An 18,006-nucleotide genomic window follows, 5' to 3' on the forward strand; every position below is an offset into this window, starting at 1 on the left:
TTGTATTGTAAATGGAAAGAAGGGGAATGTATGCTAGAAGTGAATATCCGCTCAGCCGGATATGAAATTGGTGAAAAGACAGTTCATGATATTGCATTTGCAATTGAAAAAGGAGAGTTAGTGGCTCTTATTGGTGCAAATGGTGCAGGAAAGAGTACGACAATTAAATCGATACTCGGTTTGCTTGTCAATATGGATGGTGAAATTTCGTTTGGTGAAAAGAAAAATCCATATGCCTATGTACCGGAGCATCCCACTTATTATGATTATTTAACTTTATGGGAGCATATTGAATTGTTAATGGCTGCTCGTGGAAGTAAAGTAGGAAATTGGGAGGACAAAGCAAGGGAATTATTACATACGTTTCGAATGGAAAAACATATACACGAATACATATCAAAGTTTTCAAAAGGTATGAAACAAAAATCGATGCTTATATTAGCATTTTTAACAGAGCCAGATTTTTATATTATTGATGAGCCTTTTATTGGTTTAGATCCAGTAGCTACGAAAGAATTCTTGAACTACTTATATAAAGAAAAAGAGCGAGGAGCCGGAATTTTACTTTGTACGCACGTACTGGATACAGCTGAAAGAATTTGTGAAAGATTTTTACTCATTTCGCAAGGTACATTAGTAGCAGATGGGCATTTAGAGGCGATCCAATCGTTAGCAGAAATGCCAGGAAGTACACTGTTAGATTGTTTCGATGCAATTGTAAGGCGGGAACAACATGATTAAACAACAGTTTAATAAAAGGTTACGTCATGAATTGCAAAGAAAATGGAAAGCGATTCGTTCTGTAACAGATTGGACAGTCGCATTATATATTATTATTCCAGCACTTATATTTGCGGGGATCTATTATCGTTCACTATGGATGAAAGAATTATCGATGGAAGAGACCATTTATTTTGGGTTAGGTTTACTCGCGTTTTATTTTGTCACATTTTCAAGAGGAGTTCGCTCATTTTTTGAACAAGCAGATAGTTTATTTTTAATTTCGTACCCAAATCATATGCGAAAATTAATGAAGCTTGGCATGGTATATACGTTAATTCGGATTGCAATAACGAACGCAATTGTATTATTCATTATGCTGCCTATACTGATGAAAAGTACGGGAGCGACAATTATACAAATCGTACTGTTCTGGATGTTCTTTACTGTTTTTCGATTTATGCTATCGTTGTTGACGAGATTCATAAATGTACGTGTGGGGAAACGATGGGTTTTATTGATTATAAAAGATGTTATATTTTCTTTAAGTTTAGTCTATTTTGGAATCAGTGTATTTTTCATTTTTAAAAATCCATTGTATTTCATATTATTTACCGGCCTAGTAGCTGTACTTACTGTAGTCTTAGTAAAAGAAAAGATGAATTATAAAAAATTCTTTTTTAAAGAAGTTGAGAAAGAAAAAGAAGAAAGTATGCGCTGGACTGTAGGGATTATGCAAGTTGGTGGTCATGCAGCTAAGCCAAGTAGTTCGAATAAAAAACCGTGGATGTTCCCTCGGTCTAAAAAGATATTAGGAAAAAATTCTGATTCGCGTATTGTAGAAGCTTTTTTAAAAGAATTTTTGCGTACAAGTAGTGCTTTAATGTTTTATGTTCAAATTGTATGTATAAGTACTGTAGGTATTATCGTGACTCCGCAGTGGATAACAGCTATTATTCTTGTATTTGCTATAGTTGCTATTTCTCGCTATGCGCGTGATTATTGGGATGAATTTACGAAGAAAATGTTTCTACATTTATATTGTGATGAAGGAGAATTACTATTATTAAGGTGGAAGGCGGATCGTTATTTGCTCCTTCCAGTCGTATTCATATACGGGACGGTCATCCTTTCTCAGTTTTATTTATTACCAGCAGTAATTATTGGAGTTATTTTTATAGTGTTCATTGGTTGGATTGTATTTTTACCATAGAAAAAGAGCTGGAAGCGGCTCTTTTTCTAGTCTGTAACACACTGGTAAATAAAATATACTAAAAGGAGTATGCTTGCGGCGGAGTACACGACATCTAAAGTCATCTGATTGCCCCCTCATTGTTGTTGTATTTATAGTGTATGAAATCTTACAATTTCATATTCAAGTGAAAAATATGTGAACGTTAACAAAATTGTAAAGTGCAAAAATTACAATCATTTTGTATAATAGAAGAAACAACCGTTATATAAAATATAATGAGTGAAAGGGGAGGGAACATAAATGCCAAATTGGTTTAGAAAAACCTTAGTCGCATTAATTACCGTATTTACGTTTGGTTTAGTGACGCCTCCTTCCATATTACTTGATAATGCCAAAGCTGCGGACAAGCCTACGAGCACAGCTGGGCAACAAAATTTGGAGAGTACGTCCTATACATATGAAGAAACAAATGATAGGTTAACCACCGATACTTTTGTTAACTATGCGATGCAAGAAGCAGAGAAGCAATCTATGCAAAAATTCGGCTCTAAAATTGGGCCTGTAATTGAAGATGAATTTAAAGATGTTGTATTACCTAAAATTGAAGAGGCAATTGCGGAACTTGCAAATGATGTGCCAGAAGAATCTTTGCAATCATTAGCGATTTCTCAAAGACCGGCTGGCGGAAATAATGAAAAGATTTTTCATGTTTATGACACGAAATCAGGAAATGACTTACTGCGATTTCATGTGAGGAGAGATCATCCACCGCAAGATGGATATTATTTTAATTTCCACTATCATCGTTTTGATGATGGATATTCAGGACACCATGAGTTAGGAAATATTTATTGGAATACGAATGTACCGCCGAAATGGTTGTCTTAAAAAGAACGAGAGAAATCTTGTTCTTTTTTTCTTAATGAAAGGATACGACATTTATGTTGTTGAATAACATATGTTTAGGAAAAAAGAAGAAAAGGGAGGAAACAACAGTAAGTGAAAACATAGGGAAAAGTGGACATACGTAGTGAAATATAAGCTTGATGACTGCATGGAGAGAAATGTTTCAACCATCATCATCGCACACGAAGATAGGTTTGTTCGTTTTGGTTACGCCCGGTTTGAGAGGTTTCTTCATAAGATGGGAGTCGAAGTTATCATTGTTACTAATGAAAAGTTGTCTCCACAAGAAGAACTTGCTCAGTATTTGATATCTATCATTCATGTATGTAGTCGTAGTATATATGGATTGAGGGAATACAAAAAGAAAATGTCGGAGGATGAAGAGCTATGAAAAAAGCATATCTAATAGAGATTAAACCGACAAATGAACAAATAACCAAGATCCATCAAACGATTGGAGTGTGCAGGTATGTTTATAATCTATATCTATCTAAAAATAAAGAGATATATGAATCCGAGGGGAAGTTTCTTAGTGGCTATGAATTTTCTAAATGGCTAAACAACATTCATACAAAAGAGTGCGACCAGTGGATAAAAGAAGTATCAAGTAAAGCGGTAAAACAAGCCATTATGAATGGAGATAAAGCTTTTAAGAAGTTTTTTAACGGTTTGTCTAAGTTTCCACGCTTCAAGAAAAAGAAAAATGAAGATGTAAAATGTTATTTCCCTAAAAACAATAAAACAGATTGGACAGTGGAAAGACATAGAGTAAAAACCCCTACGATTGGATGGATGAGATTAAAAGAGTATGGATATATCCCAAAAGATGCGGTTGTAAAAAGCGGAACGATAGGTAAAAGAGCAGGAAGATACTTTGTATCTGTGCTTTGCGAATTGCATGAAACAAAAGCGAAGCCAACGCTTAATTCAACAGGTTTAGGGATTGACTTAGGGGTGAAGGATTTCGCTGTACGTAGCGATGGGAAAATTCACAAAAATATAAATAAAACAGTACAAGTAAAAAAGATAGAAAAACGGTTAAAACGTGAACAACGCTCTTTATCACATAAATTTGAAAATATAAAAAAGAGAGGTGAACAATCTACTACTAACAAAAGAGCGAATATAGATAAAAATATTCTTAGGGTGCAAAAACTACATGCCAGGCTAGCAAATATTCGATTAGCGTATGTAAAGTCTGTTGTAAATGCTGTGGTGAAAACCAAGCCAACGTTTATTACAGTGGAAGATTTGAATGTGAAAGGTATGCTAAAGAATAAACATCTATCTAAAACAATTGCCAAGCAGTCTTTTTATGCTTTTAAAACGTGGCTTTTGACTAAATGTGAGGAATATGGAATTGAATTACGTCAAGTAGACCGGTTTTATCCCTCGTCAAAGTTGTGCTCATGTTGTAGCAAAAAAAAAGCAGATTTAAAACTATCTGACCGAGTTTATGAATGTGAATGTGGCAATGTTATGGATAGAGATTTGAACGCAGCGATCAATCTTTTACAAGCAAAAAAATATACAATACTAACGTAAATAAATTGTATATATGTACGGTGGGCTACATCGGAATTTACGCCTGTGGAGTGTTACAGCAAACTGTAGTAGCGAGTTAGTGGCGAGACAGGACACGTAGAAGCAGGAATACTCTAAGAATGTACATTTGTCTATATTTTTAGTAGCAGTAGGGGAATGCAAAAATACATTGTTTTTGACTTTGATGGCACATTAGTAGATTCACAAAATATATTTGTACCGATTTATAATCAACTTGCTGAAAAGCACGGATATAAAACGGTAAGGGAAGAAGAAATTGAGTATTTACGTAAATTAACGATGCCAGAGAGATGTAAGCAACTCGATGTACCACTGTATAAACTACCGATATTAGCGCTGGAGTTTTATAAATTATATCAGCCTGCCATAAAAGATCTCGTTTTATTCCATGGGATGAAGGATGTATTAGATGAATTACATAAAAAAGGCTACGGGATTGCGGTTATATCTTCGAACTCAGAAGAGCATATTAGGGCATTTTTACATAGTAATGGCATAGAAAATATTCAAGAAGTGTATTGTTCTAAAAATTTGTTTGGTAAAGATAAAATGATTAAAAGATTTTTAAAGTCGAAAAAGCTAACAGAACAAGATATGTTGTATGTCGGTGATGAACAACGTGATATTGTAGCTTGTAAAAAAGCTGGTGTGAATGTCATTTGGGTTTCGTGGGGGTATGACGTAATTGAGACAGTAAAAGGAGACGCGCCAGATTATATGGTTAATACGCCAGGGGAAATTGTGCAAGTAGTACAGGCGGCACATTCTTAATATAAATAAACTTTGAGCAGGTATTCATCATATTGAATTTTGGGTAGCAAAGTTTCTTACTGGCAATAAGGTGAAGGTTATACGTGGTCCAATTGAAATGAATCATTATTCGGATGTTACTATACAATAGACTTTTATAACCCGAAGGGCTTTATTGTAGAGGGTGCGTATACACCGAATACAGAAATGTAAGGAGAATAGACATGAAGATAATTACAACGTGGAAAAACAATATACAAATAGTAAAAGATGCTGCAAATATTGAAGAAATCTCTAAAGGTTTCTCACCTGATAAAAAATATATTATTACGACTAGTGATGATAAAAAATATTTATTACGGACAGGCTCAAAGACCAATTGAACTCGGTATATTGGAGGAAGAAGATTTATGTTATAGTATTTTTTCATATTTAGAAGGAGAAGATGCTAAGAAGCTATTGCCTACATATACGCCAAGAGAACAATATGATATTGGTATAGCAGCAGGAAAAGACTTAGCAAAAATGCATACACATGAAGCTCCTAAGGATATACTCCCATGGTATGAAAGAGCAATGAAAAAACATCAAAAATATGTAGAGGCATATAAAACATGCGGAATACAAATTAAAAATGATGATGAAATCATAAAGTTTATAGATGAAAATGAAAAATATTTAAAGAACCGCCCAAATCGATTTCAACACGATGATTTTCATTTAGAAAATATAATTGTACGTGATGCGAAATATGTAGGTGTTGTTGATTTTAATGGCTACGACTGGGGCGACCCACTTCATGATTTCGTAAAAATAGCACTATTTGCAAGGGACATTAGTATTCCATATTCAATCGGACAAATAGAAGGATACTTTAATGGGAGAATACCAGAGGAGTTCTGGAAATTATATGCGGTGTACGTTGGCATGACAGTTTTCTCATCAGTTGTCTGGTCCTTACGAGCAGCACCGCATATGTTAGATGATACGTTAGAACGTCTTACTATAGTTTTAGAGGATCATAAAAACTTTGAATTATCAAAGCCAATCTGGTTTGATAGTGAAATGATGAATAAAAAATAAGGATAGCAGGTGGGAAATCTCACACCTGCTATTTGTAAATAACTCATGAGACGGTCTCTTTACATACTATATATGTAGTTTTTTATGAAGGAATGAAAACCTTGACGTCTACTTTATAATATAAAAAGGGGGTGGACTATTGAAAATCAGGCAAGGTAAATATGAAGAAATAAAATTACGTGATAGAATTCCAGGAATGGTTGAATATATAGAGGACACAATGTTACCTACTGGTTTTCACTATTATATTCCTCCTCACTGGCATAGAAGTATTGAAATTAGCCTAGTCGCATTTGGAGAAGTTTTCTTGTATGTGAATGGGCAAAAAAGAAAGTATCCGCTGGCGAATTTATTTTTGTGAATAGTGGAGATGTTCATGAATTCGAAAAAGTTGAAAATACAAGTTGTGCAGTAATGATGTTAATTATTTCTTATGAATTTCTTAAAGAGGTAAATGGAGATTTTGATAAATATAGATTTAATATAAAAGAATCAGTTGTTCAGAAAACTAACCTCCAGCAAATATTTTATGAATTAAAGGAGTTAGTCACAAATTCTGATGATTTAAGTTACATAAAAATTAATAGTTTAATTTATGAAATTGTTTATATTCTATTGCGATATTGCAAAGATGGAGAGAGCATAGACAATAATTATCAACTTGGAAATAAACAGAAAGAAATGATTACGTATATTTATAAACATTATGATGAAGAACTTAAACTGAAAGATGTAGCTAAACATTTTTTTGTAAGTGAAGAACATTTTTCACGTATGTTCAAAAAATCGTTCGGATCAAATTTTACCACTTTTTTAACGAGATACAGGCTCTATAAAGCTTATGAAGATATTATTAATAGTACAAATTCTATACAAGATATAGCAGTAAAGCACGGATTTCCAAATGTAAAATCATTTATTTCACAGTTTAAAGAAAAATACGGATATACACCATTACAGTATAGGAAAAATATCATATCAAAAAATGACAATAATCGAATCAAATATGAACAACAATAAAAATACGTTCATGGTACATTTTGTACATGGAACGTATTTTTATTTAGTAAACGGGAAGTTATATAATCCTGAATAATGAAAGCGTTTGAATTTAGAGGGGAGAAATATTAGATGACTAGAAAATATGACTTAGACTTATTAGAAAAAATGCAAGAAAAACAAGAAACCATCAATGTACAGGGAGCAAAAATTTTAGTGAAAAACATACCGGATTGCGATGAAAAAGGAGCGATGGATCCACGCCTTTATAAGGATACGAAGGTTCAAATGAATGTAATGCGGTTTATGCCTAAAAATATGATGAAAATGGATGCTTCTGAAAAATCAGTAAAGAATATGCGGAAACAATTTAATTCGATTAAAAGTGTTCCCATTGTCACTAAAGACATTAATATTATGCATAAAACTGTGAAAGCTGGAGATGGATTTGATATTCCGATAAGAATTTATAATAGTAGTTCTAAACAAGAGAATGCACCAATTCTATATTTTATTCATGGTGGAGGATTTATGGCAGGTTCACCAGATGTAGTAGAAGAACTTGTGAAATTGATAGTGGAAAAAACAGATATACTAGCTGTTTCTGTGGATTATCGATTAGCTCCAGAAAATCCTTTTCCAACTGGGCATACAGATTGTTACACTACTTTAAAGTGGATTTATGAGAATGCTGGCACATTAGGCGGTGATAAGAATAATATCTTTGTGGCAGGTGATAGTGCAGGAGGGAACTTAACACAGTATTGTACAACTAAAGATTTGGAAGATGGTAGGAAGTACGTGAAGGGACAGTTGCTACTGTATCCTACAATTAATATGTGTGATTATGAAGATGAGTTTTATTCTTGGAGTATAGATAAATATGAAATTGCTCCAAAGTATAAAAAAGGATTAGAAAAAATGCTTAATATTATGCATTCAATGGTTGGAGGTATGTCAGAAGTACTGGGTACGAAAGAAATTGATTCTAAGTATTTAAGTCCATATGTTGATGTATCCCCAGACTATCCAAGTACATTTATTACGGTAGGAGAGCATGACTTTTTAATGATAGAATGCTTAGCTTATGCAGCTAAATTAACTAACAAAGGAGTTGATACCGAAACAGTCCTTTATCGAGGTTTAGGGCACGCTTATGGAGATAACGTAGGTGTTTATCCTCAAAGTGAAGATTTAGCAATTGAAATGGGGAATTTTATATTAAAGCATAGTGGAAAGTAGGGAGAATGATGAAAAATAGAGGGAAGCGAAAGCTTCCCTCTATGAAATTAACTATTCAATCTTAGTAAATGTAAGAGGTTGGGTACTTAACATTGCAGGTACATGCAATTGAAGAGATGGGAATTCACCACTCACATTCATTTCATAAGCGAATAATAAACTCATTTTCATTTGGAATAAATCAACTTTTGCAGAGAAGATGTCGTAATGATGATGCCCTAATTGAATATCCATCTCCATAAATTGTACATGTAAAGAATCATCTTGTTTGTATATTTTCAGTGTTCCATAAGCAGGGTGCTCAAAAGTTCCGGTATAGTCATCTAATGTGTGAGAAGTGCTAGTCCCTTTTGTTGCTTCAGGTAGTGCTTCAGTTGCCTCTTTCATCATTTCCTTCATTTTTTCAGTATCTTCTACAGCACGTTTATACCAGTCTATGGATTCTAATCCGAGTAGCTCGTCGTAAATTTGGTTTGCTAAATAAATAGGAAGTAATGTACCTCCAGCATTCGTTAATATAACAAGACCTACATTTTCATTTGGCATAAATGAAACAAACGCTGAAAATCCATCGATATTACCGCCATGATGAACCATTTTATAACCACGATAAGCACTAATAAACCAACCAAGCCCATAACTATTTAATGGAGATTCAGGAAGTGATAAAACTGGTTGATCTGGAATGGAATTATGTGGTGTATACAGTTGTTGTAATAATTCAGAGGAGATTAATTCATGATCTCCAAACTTTCCTTCGTTTAAGTGAAGAAGTACCCAATTTGCCATATCTTCAATTGTAGAATTAATACATCCAGCAGCGCCGACTGTATCGATGTTACGGAATGGAACTTCTTTTATTTCATCTTCATTTTCAATGTAAGGCAAAGCATAATCATTTGTAGTTTGTGAATCTGTAACAGAGAAGTTTGTATGTCTCATATTTAAAGGTTCTAAAATATATTCTGTAGCATATTGCTCCCACGTTTGATTTGTAATGTTTTCAACAATATAACTAATTGTTGCATACATTAAGTTGTTATATAGAAATGAAGTCCGGAACGGTGCATCAAGTGGTAAATGTCTTATTTTTTCAACGAGGTCTTTTCGAGATAAGGAAGAGCTATACCAAAGAGCCTCATGACGGCTTACACCAGTTCGATGAGAAGCTAAATCTCGTCCTGTAACTTGTGAGCTAGCAAGTAGTTCAGATAAAGAGAAGTTAGGTAAATAAGACTGGACAGGAGTATCCCAATTAAACTTTTTTTGCTGTGCTAATAAGCTTAATGAAAGTGTGCCAAAAGCTTTCGTTGAGGAACCAATTGCGAACCGAGTACTCGGTGTAACAGGTTCTTTTGTTTCTATATTTCGATATCCGAAACCTTCTGAAAGAATAACTTCACCGTCTTTTATAACAGCTACAGCAGCACCAGGAACGTTTAAATCCTTCATCATTTTTTCAACCGTTGTTTGTAACGAAGTCATAACAGGAGTTTCAATTTTAGACATACTTCTAACCTCCAAATATAAATTTTGTCCTACCGCACTATACTTTCGGTAATAGAAAATGAAAACCTTTTTAAATATGGAAAGTTAATAATTTTGTAAGAATTACTGAAATAATTTTTATTTATCAAGATTATTAAATTTATTGTTTTTCATGTTATGATAAATTTCATATAAGATTGAAAGAAGGTTTTCCTACATATGAAACATGCTGAATATGAATACTTAAATTTATGCCGTCATGTAATGGAGCACGGTACGAAGAAAGAAGATCGTACAGGGACAGGTACTGTATCTGTATTTGGTTACCAAATGCGTTTCGATCTAAGTAAAGGATTTCCTTTATTAACGACAAAGAGAGTGCCATTTCGCCTAGTAGCAAGTGAACTGCTTTGGTTTATGAAAGGTGATACAAACATTCGTTATTTATTGCAACATAATAATAATATTTGGAATGAATGGGCGTTTAAGAGCTGGGTAGAAAGCGATGAGTATACTGGCCCTGATATGACAGATTTCGGTCTTCGCTCACAACAAGATGAGGAATTTAAGAAGCGATACGATGAGCAAATGGAATTGTTTAAAAAGAACGTTTTAGAAGACGATGAATTCTCAACGAAATTTGGATATTTAGGAGACGTATACGGAAAGCAGTGGCGTGCTTGGAAAACGACAGCTGGTGAGACACTTGATCAATTAAAAGATGTAATTGAAATGATTAAGAAAACACCAGATTCACGCCGTCTAATTGTGTCTGCTTGGAATCCTGAAGATGTACCAAGTATGGCTTTACCGCCTTGTCATACGCTATTCCAGTTTTATGTAGCAGATGGCAAACTTTCTTGTCAGCTATATCAAAGAAGTGGAGATATATTCCTTGGCATTCCATTTAACATTGCAAGCTATTCACTTCTAACACATTTAATAGCACATGAATGTGGTCTTGAAGTAGGAGAGTTTGTTCATACAATTGGAGATGCACACATTTATACGAATCATTTTGAACAAGTAGAAAAGCAATTGGCACGTGAACCACGTCCATTCCCGAAACTTACATTAAATCCAGATGTGAAATCTGTGTTTGATTTTGAAATGGAAGATTTAACGATTGAAGGATATGATCCACACCCAGCAATTAAAGCACCGGTTGCAGTATAATTGTAGAGGAGATGAAAAAATGATTGTTTCATTTATGGTCGCAATGGACGAGAATAGAGTAATTGGCAAAGATAATAATTTACCTTGGCGTTTACCAAGTGAATTGCAGTATGTAAAGAAAACAACGATGGGCCATTCACTTATTATGGGCAGAAAGAACTACGAAGCGATTGGTAGACCACTGCCTGGAAGACGTAATATTATTGTAACACGTAATGAAGGGTATCGTGTTGAAGGTTGTGAAGTAGCACATTCTGTAGAAGAAGTGTTTGAACTATGCAAAAATGAAGAGGAAATCTTTATTTTCGGCGGAGCACAAATTTATGATCTCTTTTTACCTTACGTAGACAAGTTATATATAACAAAAATCCATCATGCATTTGAAGGAGATACATTCTTCCCAGAAATGGATATGACAAATTGGAAAGAAGTTTTTGTTGAAAAAGGTTTAACGGATGAAAAGAATCCGTATACGTACTATTATCATGTGTATGAGAAGCAACAATAATAAGAAGGATTGATGTGAAATTCACATCAATCTTTTTATTTGTATTCGTTAATATAAGTTTATAGATGATATTCAATAGTGCTATAATGAAATCTAGCATGTAAAAATGCTAAAATTTTCAAAAGTATTCATATAGAAAGAGGAGGAGAATCGATTGAAAAAGATATGGGGGATTCTTTTTCTTTGCTTAACGTTCATGTTAGTTGGATGCGGTAAAGAAGAAAAACCACAAGAAGCGTTTGATACATATACAAAAGCATGGAATAAACAAAAATTTGCAGAAATGTATGATCAATTATCAGAAAAGGCAAAAAAAGATATTTCAAAGAAAGAGTTCACTGAGAAATATGAAAAAATTTATTCTGGCATTGAAGTGAAAAACTTAAAAGTAGAAGCAGGAGAAGTAAAAGAAGATAAAAAAGATGAAGGTCCTGTTCCTTTTAAAGTAAGTATGGATACAGTTGGTGGTAATATCTCTTTTGGCCATGAAGCAAAAATGGTGAAAGAAAAAGATGGAGATAAAGAATCTTGGAAAATAGATTGGACTCCTGATTTCATTTTCCCTGGCATGACAAAAGATAGTAAAGTGCGTATGCAGGCAACACAACCAAAACGTGGTGAAGTTTACGATCGTAATGGAAAAGGTCTTGCGACGAATGGGAAAGCTTCTGAGATTGGAATTATTCCAGAAAAATTAGATGAAACTGCTCCGCAAACGAAAGAAGCAGTAGCGAAGTTGTTAAATATGTCTGTAGAAGAGATTGATCAAAAACTAGCTGCGAAATGGGTAAAACCAGGGTATCTCGTACCAATTGGAATTTTGCCTGAGGGAGCAACGCAAAATACGTACATCGATTTACCTGGTGTTGCAGCAAAACCTGTAAATGTTCGTACATATCCGTTAGGGGAAGCAGCAGCGCATCTTACTGGTTATATCGGAAAAGTAAATGCAGAAGATTTAAAAACGCTTCAAAAGAAAGGCTATCAAGCCGATGATCCAGTTGGTAAAGCTGGATTAGAGCAAGTATTGGAAGAACAGCTACGCGGGAAAAAAGGTGGCCGTGTCTTCATGGAAGATGCACAGGGAAAAGAAATTAAAAATTTAGCGAAAACAGATGCTGTTGATGGAGAAAATGTAACTTTAACTATCGATAGTGTTGTTCAAGAAAAAACGTATAATGAAATGAAAGGAGAAGCTGGTTCAAGTGCGGCAATTAATCCGAAAAGTGGAGAAACAATTGCTCTTGTAAGTAGTCCAGCTTATAATCCTAATTTAATTGCACGAGGAACATCAAAAGCACAACGCGAGGCTTGGAATAATGACCCGAAAAAACCGATGACGAATCGATTTACACAATTATCGGTACCAGGTTCTGTATTTAAGCCAATTACAGCTGCAATCGGTCTTGAAACGAAAACAATCGATCCGAAAGAAGAGTTGAAAATTGAAGGATTGAAATGGACGAAAGATTCTTCTTGGGGTAATTATTATGTAACGCGTGTAAAAGATGCAAATCCGATTGATTTTGATAAAGCGATGAAATACTCGGATAATATTTATTTCGCACAAGAAGCTTTGAAAATCGGAAAAGATAAATTTATGGCTGAGGCGAAAAAATTCGGATTCGATGAGAAATTACCAATTGAATACGGATTCCCAGCTTCTAAAATCGCAAATGATGGCATAAAAAATGATATTCAAATGGCAGATACAGGATATGGACAAGGACAAGTCTTAATGACTCCTCTTCATTTAGCTTTAACGTATGCACCGATTGTAAATGATGGAAAGATTCCGTCACCGTATCTTATTAAAACAGATAAACAACCAAAAGTTTGGAAAGAAAACGTGATTTCTAAAGAAAATCAAGATATATTGAAAACGGCTTTAACGAAAGTAATTAACGATCCAGATGGTACTGGAAAAATTGCTAAAATTGATGGTATGACTCTTGCTGGCAAAACAGGTACAGCGGAATTAAAAGTATCCAAAGAGGCCGAAGGAAAAGAACTAGGCTGGTTCGCTGCATTTGATTTAAATTCACCAGATATGGTCATTACAATGATGATTGAAGATGTAAAAGGTAGAGGCGGAAGTAACATTCCAGCTGAAAAAGTGAAACATGTTTTTCAAAAATAATATGTAATAAAGGGCTATCTCTATAGTGTATAGAGATAGCCTTTTTGCATGAGGAATTCTAGATATCTATATACTGAATTTTAAAGGAACAAAATAAATCATTAACTTACGAAAAAAAGTAGCTATTTTTTATTGACATCAAACATAACTTTTTGTATTATACTTACATAAGGTAAGTTATTTACTTTTAAAATATAAATCTCAAATTAAAGATAAAATGTGTAAAAGGGAGCTAATACAATGACAAAAGTACTATTTATTACAGCAAATCCAAATTCAGCAGAAGGTTCTTTCGGTATGGCAGTAGGAGAAGCTTTCATCGAAGCGTATAAAAACGAACATCCACAAGACGAAGTTGTAACAATTGATTTATTCAATACAACTGTACCAGCAATCGATGCAGACGTATTCGCTGCTTGGGGGAAATTTGCAGCAGGCGAAGGATTCGAAACTTTAAGTGAAAATCAGCAACAAAAAGTTGCAGCAATGAACAATAACTTAGAAACATTTATGCATGCAGATCGTTATGTATTCGTGACTCCAATGTGGAACTTCAGCTACCCAGCAGTAGTGAAAGCATACTTAGATAACTTATCAATCGCAGGTAAAACATTCAAATATACTGAAAATGGTTCAGTTGGCTTACTAGAAGGCAAAAAAGCACTTCATATTCAAGCTACAGGCGGCGTTTACTCTGAAGGAGCATACGCATCTATGGACTTCGGTCGCAATCACTTAAATGCGGTATTAGGATTCATGGGTGTATCAGACACTGAATATATTGCAGTTGAAGGAATGAATGCAAATCCTGAAAAAGCACAAGACATTAAAGAAGCAGCAATTGTAAATGCACGCGAATTAGCAAAACGTTTCTAATATAGAAAACTTCAAAATGTCCAAACACTTGTTGTTTGGACATTTTTTCTTCTTTTTCCTTCGTTTGTCTAGTATAATGAAGGTCGGAATGATAATAGGTGGGGGTTCTGTATGATTCAAACGTTTTTTAAAATCTTTTATTTAATTTTAATCGTAATTGCGATTACACCAAGGTTGTGGCGTATAAAAAGAAAAGCAAATGCGATGTCACCGCAAGAAAAAGATAGTGTTGTGTATAAAACAACAAACTGGTTTGGTAAGAAAATGGTGGGTGTAACTGGATCGACTGTAGAAGTAAAGGGACTTGAAAATGTTCCAAAAGACAAGCCGGTGCTAGTTGTAAGTAATCATCAAAGTAATATGGATATTCCTGTTTTACTAGGTTACTTAAATAAGCCAATTGGATTCGTTTCAAAAGCGGAAATTAAAAAGTTTCCGGTTGTACCAACATGGATGGAACTAATGAATTGTGTGTTCATGGACCGCAGCGATCGCCGTCAATCTCTTAAGGCAATTAAAGATGGAATTGAACTATTAAAGAATGGACATTCTATCGTAATTTTCCCTGAAGGAACGAGAAGTAAGGGTGGCGAAATTGGAGAGTTTAAAGCGGGTAGTTTTCACCTAGCAGTAAAATCTGGTGTAGCAATCTTACCTGTAACGTTAGATGGTACATATAAAATGTTTGAAGCGAATGGAAATCGTATGAAACCAGCTCATGCAACAGTAACGATTTCTAAGCCAATTACACCTGAAGAATATGCAAGTATGGATGCTAAAGAGTTAACCCAGCATACAAAAGATATTATTGCATCTCAATTACATAAGTAATAAAAAAAGTTTCAGCTTAAACAAGCTGAAACTTTTTTTATGCTGCGGGTAAGACATAAAACAGTACGCAGAAAAACATCATTGTACTACCGCCTAGTACGAAGAGATGCCAAATGGCATGATTGAACGGAAGCTTTTCCCAAAGGAAGAATATAGCTCCGACAGAATACAAAATGCCGCCTATTAATAGTAGTGAGAAGCCGTGACCGGTTAAATTTTCATAAAGGGGTTTAATGGCAACGATGATGAGCCAACCCATAATGATATAACATAATGTTGATGTTTTAATAAAGCGACGAACAAAGAAGATTTTGAAAATAATTCCACCAATCGCAAGGGTCCAAATAATTGCGAGTAAAGTCCAACCGAGCGGGCCACGCAGTGTAATGAGTAGAAATGGTGTATACGTGCCGGCAATTAATAAATATATGGCGGAGTGATCTAAAATGGTAAATAACTTTTCTACTTTTGGATGATGGATACTATGTAGCAGTGTAGAAAATAAGTATAGAAGGAACATGCTTACACCATAAACGGTAAAACCAACAACAGCAGATGCTGTGCCATGTTTGGAAGCATGAATAATTAATATGATTAAGGCAGGGATGCTTAAAATGGCACCGATACCATGGGTAATTGCATTCGCAATTTCTTCTTTTACAAATTGGGTCATTCTTTTAATTTTTTGCGTCATAATGTTAATTCCTTTCACTGTATTGAGATAAGTTATATTTTCCTTAACCATATCATATACAAAAGGAATAGAAAATGATATTCAATTGATTATATTTTCGAATTTTTTCGATAAAAGACAACGGATACATTGACGTTTACGAAATTTTTTGACAAAATGAACTTATGGAATAGTAGGACAAGGAATCTACTTATGAAGGGGATGGGGAAATGTTTTCAAATATTGGCTTTCCAGGGTTAATTTTAATTTTAGTAGCAGTGTTAATTTTATTTGGCCCAAAAAAGTTACCGGAAATTGGGAAAGCTTTAGGGGAAACGTTAAAAGAATTTAAAAAATCAACAAAAGAATTGACTGATGAGGCATTTCAAGAGAAAGAAAAAAATAAATAAAAGAATATGCTAAAGTTTTTCTCGGAATGGATAAATAAAGTGTGGTGAACGAGATGGAAGATCGGGAAATGAGCGTAGTAGAACATATTGTTGAGCTTCGCAAACGAGTAATATATACAGTATTATCCTTTGTATTATTTTTAATTATTGGATTTACTTTTACGAAGGATATTTATTTTTGGCTTGTAAAAGATTTACCAATGAAATTAACTGTTCTCGGTCCAAGTGATGTGTTGTGGATTTTTTTCTCGATTGCTACAGTATTTGCTATCGTTTGTACAATTCCTTTTGCTGCGATACAAATTTGGTTATTTGTAAAACCAGGTTTACATCCCAATGAACAAAAAATGACATTAATGTATATACCGGTATTGTCTATATTATTTATAGCAGGCCTATCTTTCGGTTATTTTATCGTCATGCCATTTTTATTTCATTTCCTAACTACAATTGGTAATGAGATGTTTAATACGATGTTTACAACGGAAAAATATTTTCATTTCGTATTAAATTTAACAGTTCCGTTTGCTGTTATATTTGAATTACCTGTAGTTGTTATGTTTTTAACGAGTATAGGTCTTCTAACGGCAGAATTTCTTCAGAAAATAAGAAGATATGCTTATGTCGTGTTGATTATAATTGCATCATGTATATCGCCGCCAGATTTTTTATCACATAGTTTAGTAGCGGTACCGCTTATTTGTATTTATGAAATCAGTATCGCTTTATCAAAGATAGTTAGTAAACGAAAACAGAAAAGAGAAGAAATACAGTCGAAAAGTGCCTCGTTATAAAGGCACTTTTTAATTTATTTGTTATACTCTAGCTATAATTGTATACAATATATAGAAGGAAAAAATTATAGAATCTCCAAAATTTAGACAAACTTTTCATTTTTATAAGTTTATACTGAAGTTATCAAGCTATATATGGATAATAAGACTCCTGTCTCAAAGGATATATAGGACAGGGTTCGAATTAGGTGGATATAAATGAAGTATTAACTTCTAAATGGGGCAGCTTAAGGATATTTTAGTATTCATAGGAAACCTACACTAAAAAACGTGTTAAAGAATAAAGTGGAGGAAGTTCAAAAATCCAACGAAAAAGAGGATTGATATTGTGATTACGAAAAGTTTTTATTTCACTCATGCAACAGGGAATTGTATTAAAATATTTGAAATCCCTGTCCTACAAACACAGCATCCATTAGCGTTTCTAATTCAGTCTCGTCTTCAATTATTTATTGCAAAAATTCAAAAACATAAAAACCCAAGATTCTCGTACTCTTTCCGTGAATATTTACAAAGTTGTTTGAAGTGGCATGATTATTCAAATGTATATAAGACAAATACTCTTGAAAAGAATGCATAATACACAGCAGGGACAGAGTTAGGTAGGCTCTGTCTTTTTCATTTTAGGTATAAAAATATAATTAATTTG

17 protein-coding genes and 3 pseudogenes are annotated in these 18,006 nt (G+C 33.9%); 18 read left to right on the forward strand and 2 right to left on the reverse strand.

From position 1 onward, the window contains the following. The first annotated feature begins 30 nt into the window (after positions 1-30). The 10 genes and pseudogenes from JFU23_RS26525 to JFU23_RS26565 all read left to right on the forward strand — a co-directional run bounded on the left by JFU23_RS26525 (position 31) and on the right by JFU23_RS26565 (position 8,461). A complete protein-coding gene (locus JFU23_RS26525; protein WP_201033109.1) occupies positions 31-741 on the forward strand; it encodes an ABC transporter ATP-binding protein in 711 nt (236 codons plus the stop codon). Further along, positions 734-1,933 (forward strand): ABC transporter permease, encoded by a 1,200-nt coding sequence (locus JFU23_RS26530; RefSeq protein WP_201033110.1) that lies wholly within the window; start codon positions 734-736, stop codon positions 1,931-1,933. Before JFU23_RS26525 ends, JFU23_RS26530 begins: the two co-directional genes overlap by 8 nt. Positions 1,934-2,215: 282 nt before the next feature. Beyond that, complete coding sequence (locus JFU23_RS26535; protein ID WP_002031682.1) at positions 2,216-2,803, forward strand: YpjP family protein; 588 nt, start codon at positions 2,216-2,218, stop codon at positions 2,801-2,803. A 142-nt stretch (positions 2,804-2,945) separates the two neighbouring features. Further along, on the forward strand, positions 2,946-3,212 hold the full coding sequence (locus tag JFU23_RS30290; protein WP_201062928.1) for a hypothetical protein: 267 nt from the start codon (positions 2,946-2,948) through the stop codon (positions 3,210-3,212). Next, entirely contained in the window at positions 3,209-4,366 is a 1,158-nt protein-coding gene (locus tag JFU23_RS26545; protein WP_201033112.1) for an RNA-guided endonuclease InsQ/TnpB family protein, read from the forward strand. The genes JFU23_RS30290 and JFU23_RS26545 overlap by 4 nt, the downstream gene beginning before the upstream one ends. A gap of 156 nt (positions 4,367-4,522) precedes the next feature. Beyond that, positions 4,523-5,158: an HAD family hydrolase gene (locus JFU23_RS26550; RefSeq protein ID WP_201033113.1), complete on the forward strand. Its 636-nt coding sequence runs from the start codon at positions 4,523-4,525 to the stop codon at positions 5,156-5,158. Between the two features lie 43 nt (positions 5,159-5,201). Further along, positions 5,202-5,350: pseudogene (locus tag JFU23_RS31370) on the forward strand (VOC family protein); the annotation flags it as partial. 11 nt (positions 5,351-5,361) lie between these two features. After that, a pseudogene (locus JFU23_RS26555) lies at positions 5,362-6,220 on the forward strand (aminoglycoside phosphotransferase family protein). Positions 6,221-6,359: 139 nt separating this feature from the next. After that, a pseudogene (locus JFU23_RS26560) lies at positions 6,360-7,240 on the forward strand (AraC family transcriptional regulator). Between the two features lie 111 nt (positions 7,241-7,351). Continuing rightward, entirely contained in the window at positions 7,352-8,461 is a 1,110-nt protein-coding gene (locus JFU23_RS26565; RefSeq protein ID WP_201033114.1) for an alpha/beta hydrolase, read from the forward strand. A 51-nt stretch (positions 8,462-8,512) separates the two neighbouring features. Here JFU23_RS26565 and JFU23_RS26570 read toward each other — a convergent pair whose 3' ends face one another. Next, positions 8,513-9,970 (reverse strand): serine hydrolase, encoded by a 1,458-nt coding sequence (locus JFU23_RS26570; protein WP_201033115.1) that lies wholly within the window; start codon positions 9,968-9,970, stop codon positions 8,513-8,515. Between the two features lie 198 nt (positions 9,971-10,168). On the opposite strand from JFU23_RS26570, the gene JFU23_RS26575 reads away from it, so the two are divergent. The 5 genes from JFU23_RS26575 (at position 10,169) to JFU23_RS26595 (ending at position 15,480) form a co-directional block, all read left to right on the forward strand. Beyond that, on the forward strand, positions 10,169-11,125 hold the full coding sequence (locus JFU23_RS26575) for a thymidylate synthase (RefSeq protein ID WP_002065184.1): 957 nt from the start codon (positions 10,169-10,171) through the stop codon (positions 11,123-11,125). A gap of 19 nt (positions 11,126-11,144) precedes the next feature. Then, positions 11,145-11,633, forward strand: a complete 489-nt coding sequence (locus tag JFU23_RS26580; protein ID WP_002031690.1) for a dihydrofolate reductase — start codon at positions 11,145-11,147, stop codon at positions 11,631-11,633. Between the two features lie 154 nt (positions 11,634-11,787). Continuing rightward, on the forward strand, positions 11,788-13,773 hold the full coding sequence (pbpC, locus tag JFU23_RS26585) for a penicillin-binding protein 3 (protein ID WP_201033116.1): 1,986 nt from the start codon (positions 11,788-11,790) through the stop codon (positions 13,771-13,773). Between the two features lie 240 nt (positions 13,774-14,013). Then, positions 14,014-14,649 carry an FMN-dependent NADH-azoreductase gene (locus JFU23_RS26590; RefSeq protein ID WP_201033117.1) on the forward strand — a complete coding sequence of 212 codons (636 nt, stop codon included), beginning with the start codon at positions 14,014-14,016 and terminating at the stop codon, positions 14,647-14,649. 111 nt (positions 14,650-14,760) lie between these two features. Further along, a complete protein-coding gene (locus tag JFU23_RS26595; RefSeq protein WP_002065190.1) occupies positions 14,761-15,480 on the forward strand; it encodes a lysophospholipid acyltransferase family protein in 720 nt (239 codons plus the stop codon). 37 nt (positions 15,481-15,517) lie between these two features. Here the strand turns inward: JFU23_RS26595 and trhA are convergent, their stop codons facing one another. Further along, on the reverse strand, positions 15,518-16,174 hold the full coding sequence (trhA, locus tag JFU23_RS26600; protein WP_002085872.1) for a PAQR family membrane homeostasis protein TrhA: 657 nt from the start codon (positions 16,172-16,174) through the stop codon (positions 15,518-15,520). A gap of 209 nt (positions 16,175-16,383) precedes the next feature. Between trhA and JFU23_RS26605 the strand changes: the two genes are divergently transcribed. The 3 genes from JFU23_RS26605 to JFU23_RS26615 all read left to right on the forward strand — a co-directional run bounded on the left by JFU23_RS26605 (position 16,384) and on the right by JFU23_RS26615 (position 17,937). Further along, positions 16,384-16,563 (forward strand): twin-arginine translocase TatA/TatE family subunit, encoded by a 180-nt coding sequence (locus JFU23_RS26605; RefSeq protein WP_002012719.1) that lies wholly within the window; start codon positions 16,384-16,386, stop codon positions 16,561-16,563. Positions 16,564-16,616: 53 nt separating this feature from the next. Beyond that, positions 16,617-17,357 (forward strand): twin-arginine translocase subunit TatC, encoded by a 741-nt coding sequence (gene tatC / locus JFU23_RS26610; protein ID WP_033708120.1) that lies wholly within the window; start codon positions 16,617-16,619, stop codon positions 17,355-17,357. A 328-nt stretch (positions 17,358-17,685) separates the two neighbouring features. After that, on the forward strand, positions 17,686-17,937 hold the full coding sequence (locus JFU23_RS26615) for a DUF2535 family protein (protein ID WP_201033118.1): 252 nt from the start codon (positions 17,686-17,688) through the stop codon (positions 17,935-17,937). Positions 17,938-18,006 lie beyond the last annotated feature (69 nt).

The organism is Bacillus sp. TH50 (assembly GCF_016650565.1).
Taxonomy (GTDB): domain Bacteria; phylum Bacillota; class Bacilli; order Bacillales; family Bacillaceae_G; genus Bacillus_A; species Bacillus_A mycoides.

Excerpts from the sequence above, each read along its gene's own strand:
- JFU23_RS26525 (WP_201033109.1), top strand. The coding sequence starts at position 31 with ATGCTAGAAGTGAATATCCGCTCAGCCGGATATGAAATTGGTGAAAAG.
- JFU23_RS26530 (WP_201033110.1), top strand. The coding sequence starts at position 734 with ATGATTAAACAACAGTTTAATAAAAGGTTACGTCATGAATTGCAAAGA.
- JFU23_RS26535 (WP_002031682.1), top strand. The coding sequence starts at position 2,216 with ATGCCAAATTGGTTTAGAAAAACCTTAGTCGCATTAATTACCGTATTT.
- JFU23_RS26545 (WP_201033112.1), top strand. The coding sequence starts at position 3,209 with ATGAAAAAAGCATATCTAATAGAGATTAAACCGACAAATGAACAAATA.
- JFU23_RS26550 (WP_201033113.1), top strand. The coding sequence starts at position 4,523 with ATGCAAAAATACATTGTTTTTGACTTTGATGGCACATTAGTAGATTCA.
- JFU23_RS26565 (WP_201033114.1), top strand. The coding sequence starts at position 7,352 with ATGACTAGAAAATATGACTTAGACTTATTAGAAAAAATGCAAGAAAAA.
- JFU23_RS26570 (WP_201033115.1), bottom strand. The coding sequence starts at position 9,970 with ATGTCTAAAATTGAAACTCCTGTTATGACTTCGTTACAAACAACGGTT.
- JFU23_RS26575 (WP_002065184.1), top strand. The coding sequence starts at position 10,169 with ATGAAACATGCTGAATATGAATACTTAAATTTATGCCGTCATGTAATG.
- JFU23_RS26580 (WP_002031690.1), top strand. The coding sequence starts at position 11,145 with ATGATTGTTTCATTTATGGTCGCAATGGACGAGAATAGAGTAATTGGC.
- JFU23_RS26590 (WP_201033117.1), top strand. The coding sequence starts at position 14,014 with ATGACAAAAGTACTATTTATTACAGCAAATCCAAATTCAGCAGAAGGT.
- JFU23_RS26595 (WP_002065190.1), top strand. The coding sequence starts at position 14,761 with ATGATTCAAACGTTTTTTAAAATCTTTTATTTAATTTTAATCGTAATT.
- trhA (WP_002085872.1), bottom strand. The coding sequence starts at position 16,174 with ATGACGCAAAAAATTAAAAGAATGACCCAATTTGTAAAAGAAGAAATT.
- JFU23_RS26605 (WP_002012719.1), top strand. The coding sequence starts at position 16,384 with ATGTTTTCAAATATTGGCTTTCCAGGGTTAATTTTAATTTTAGTAGCA.
- tatC (WP_033708120.1), top strand. The coding sequence starts at position 16,617 with ATGGAAGATCGGGAAATGAGCGTAGTAGAACATATTGTTGAGCTTCGC.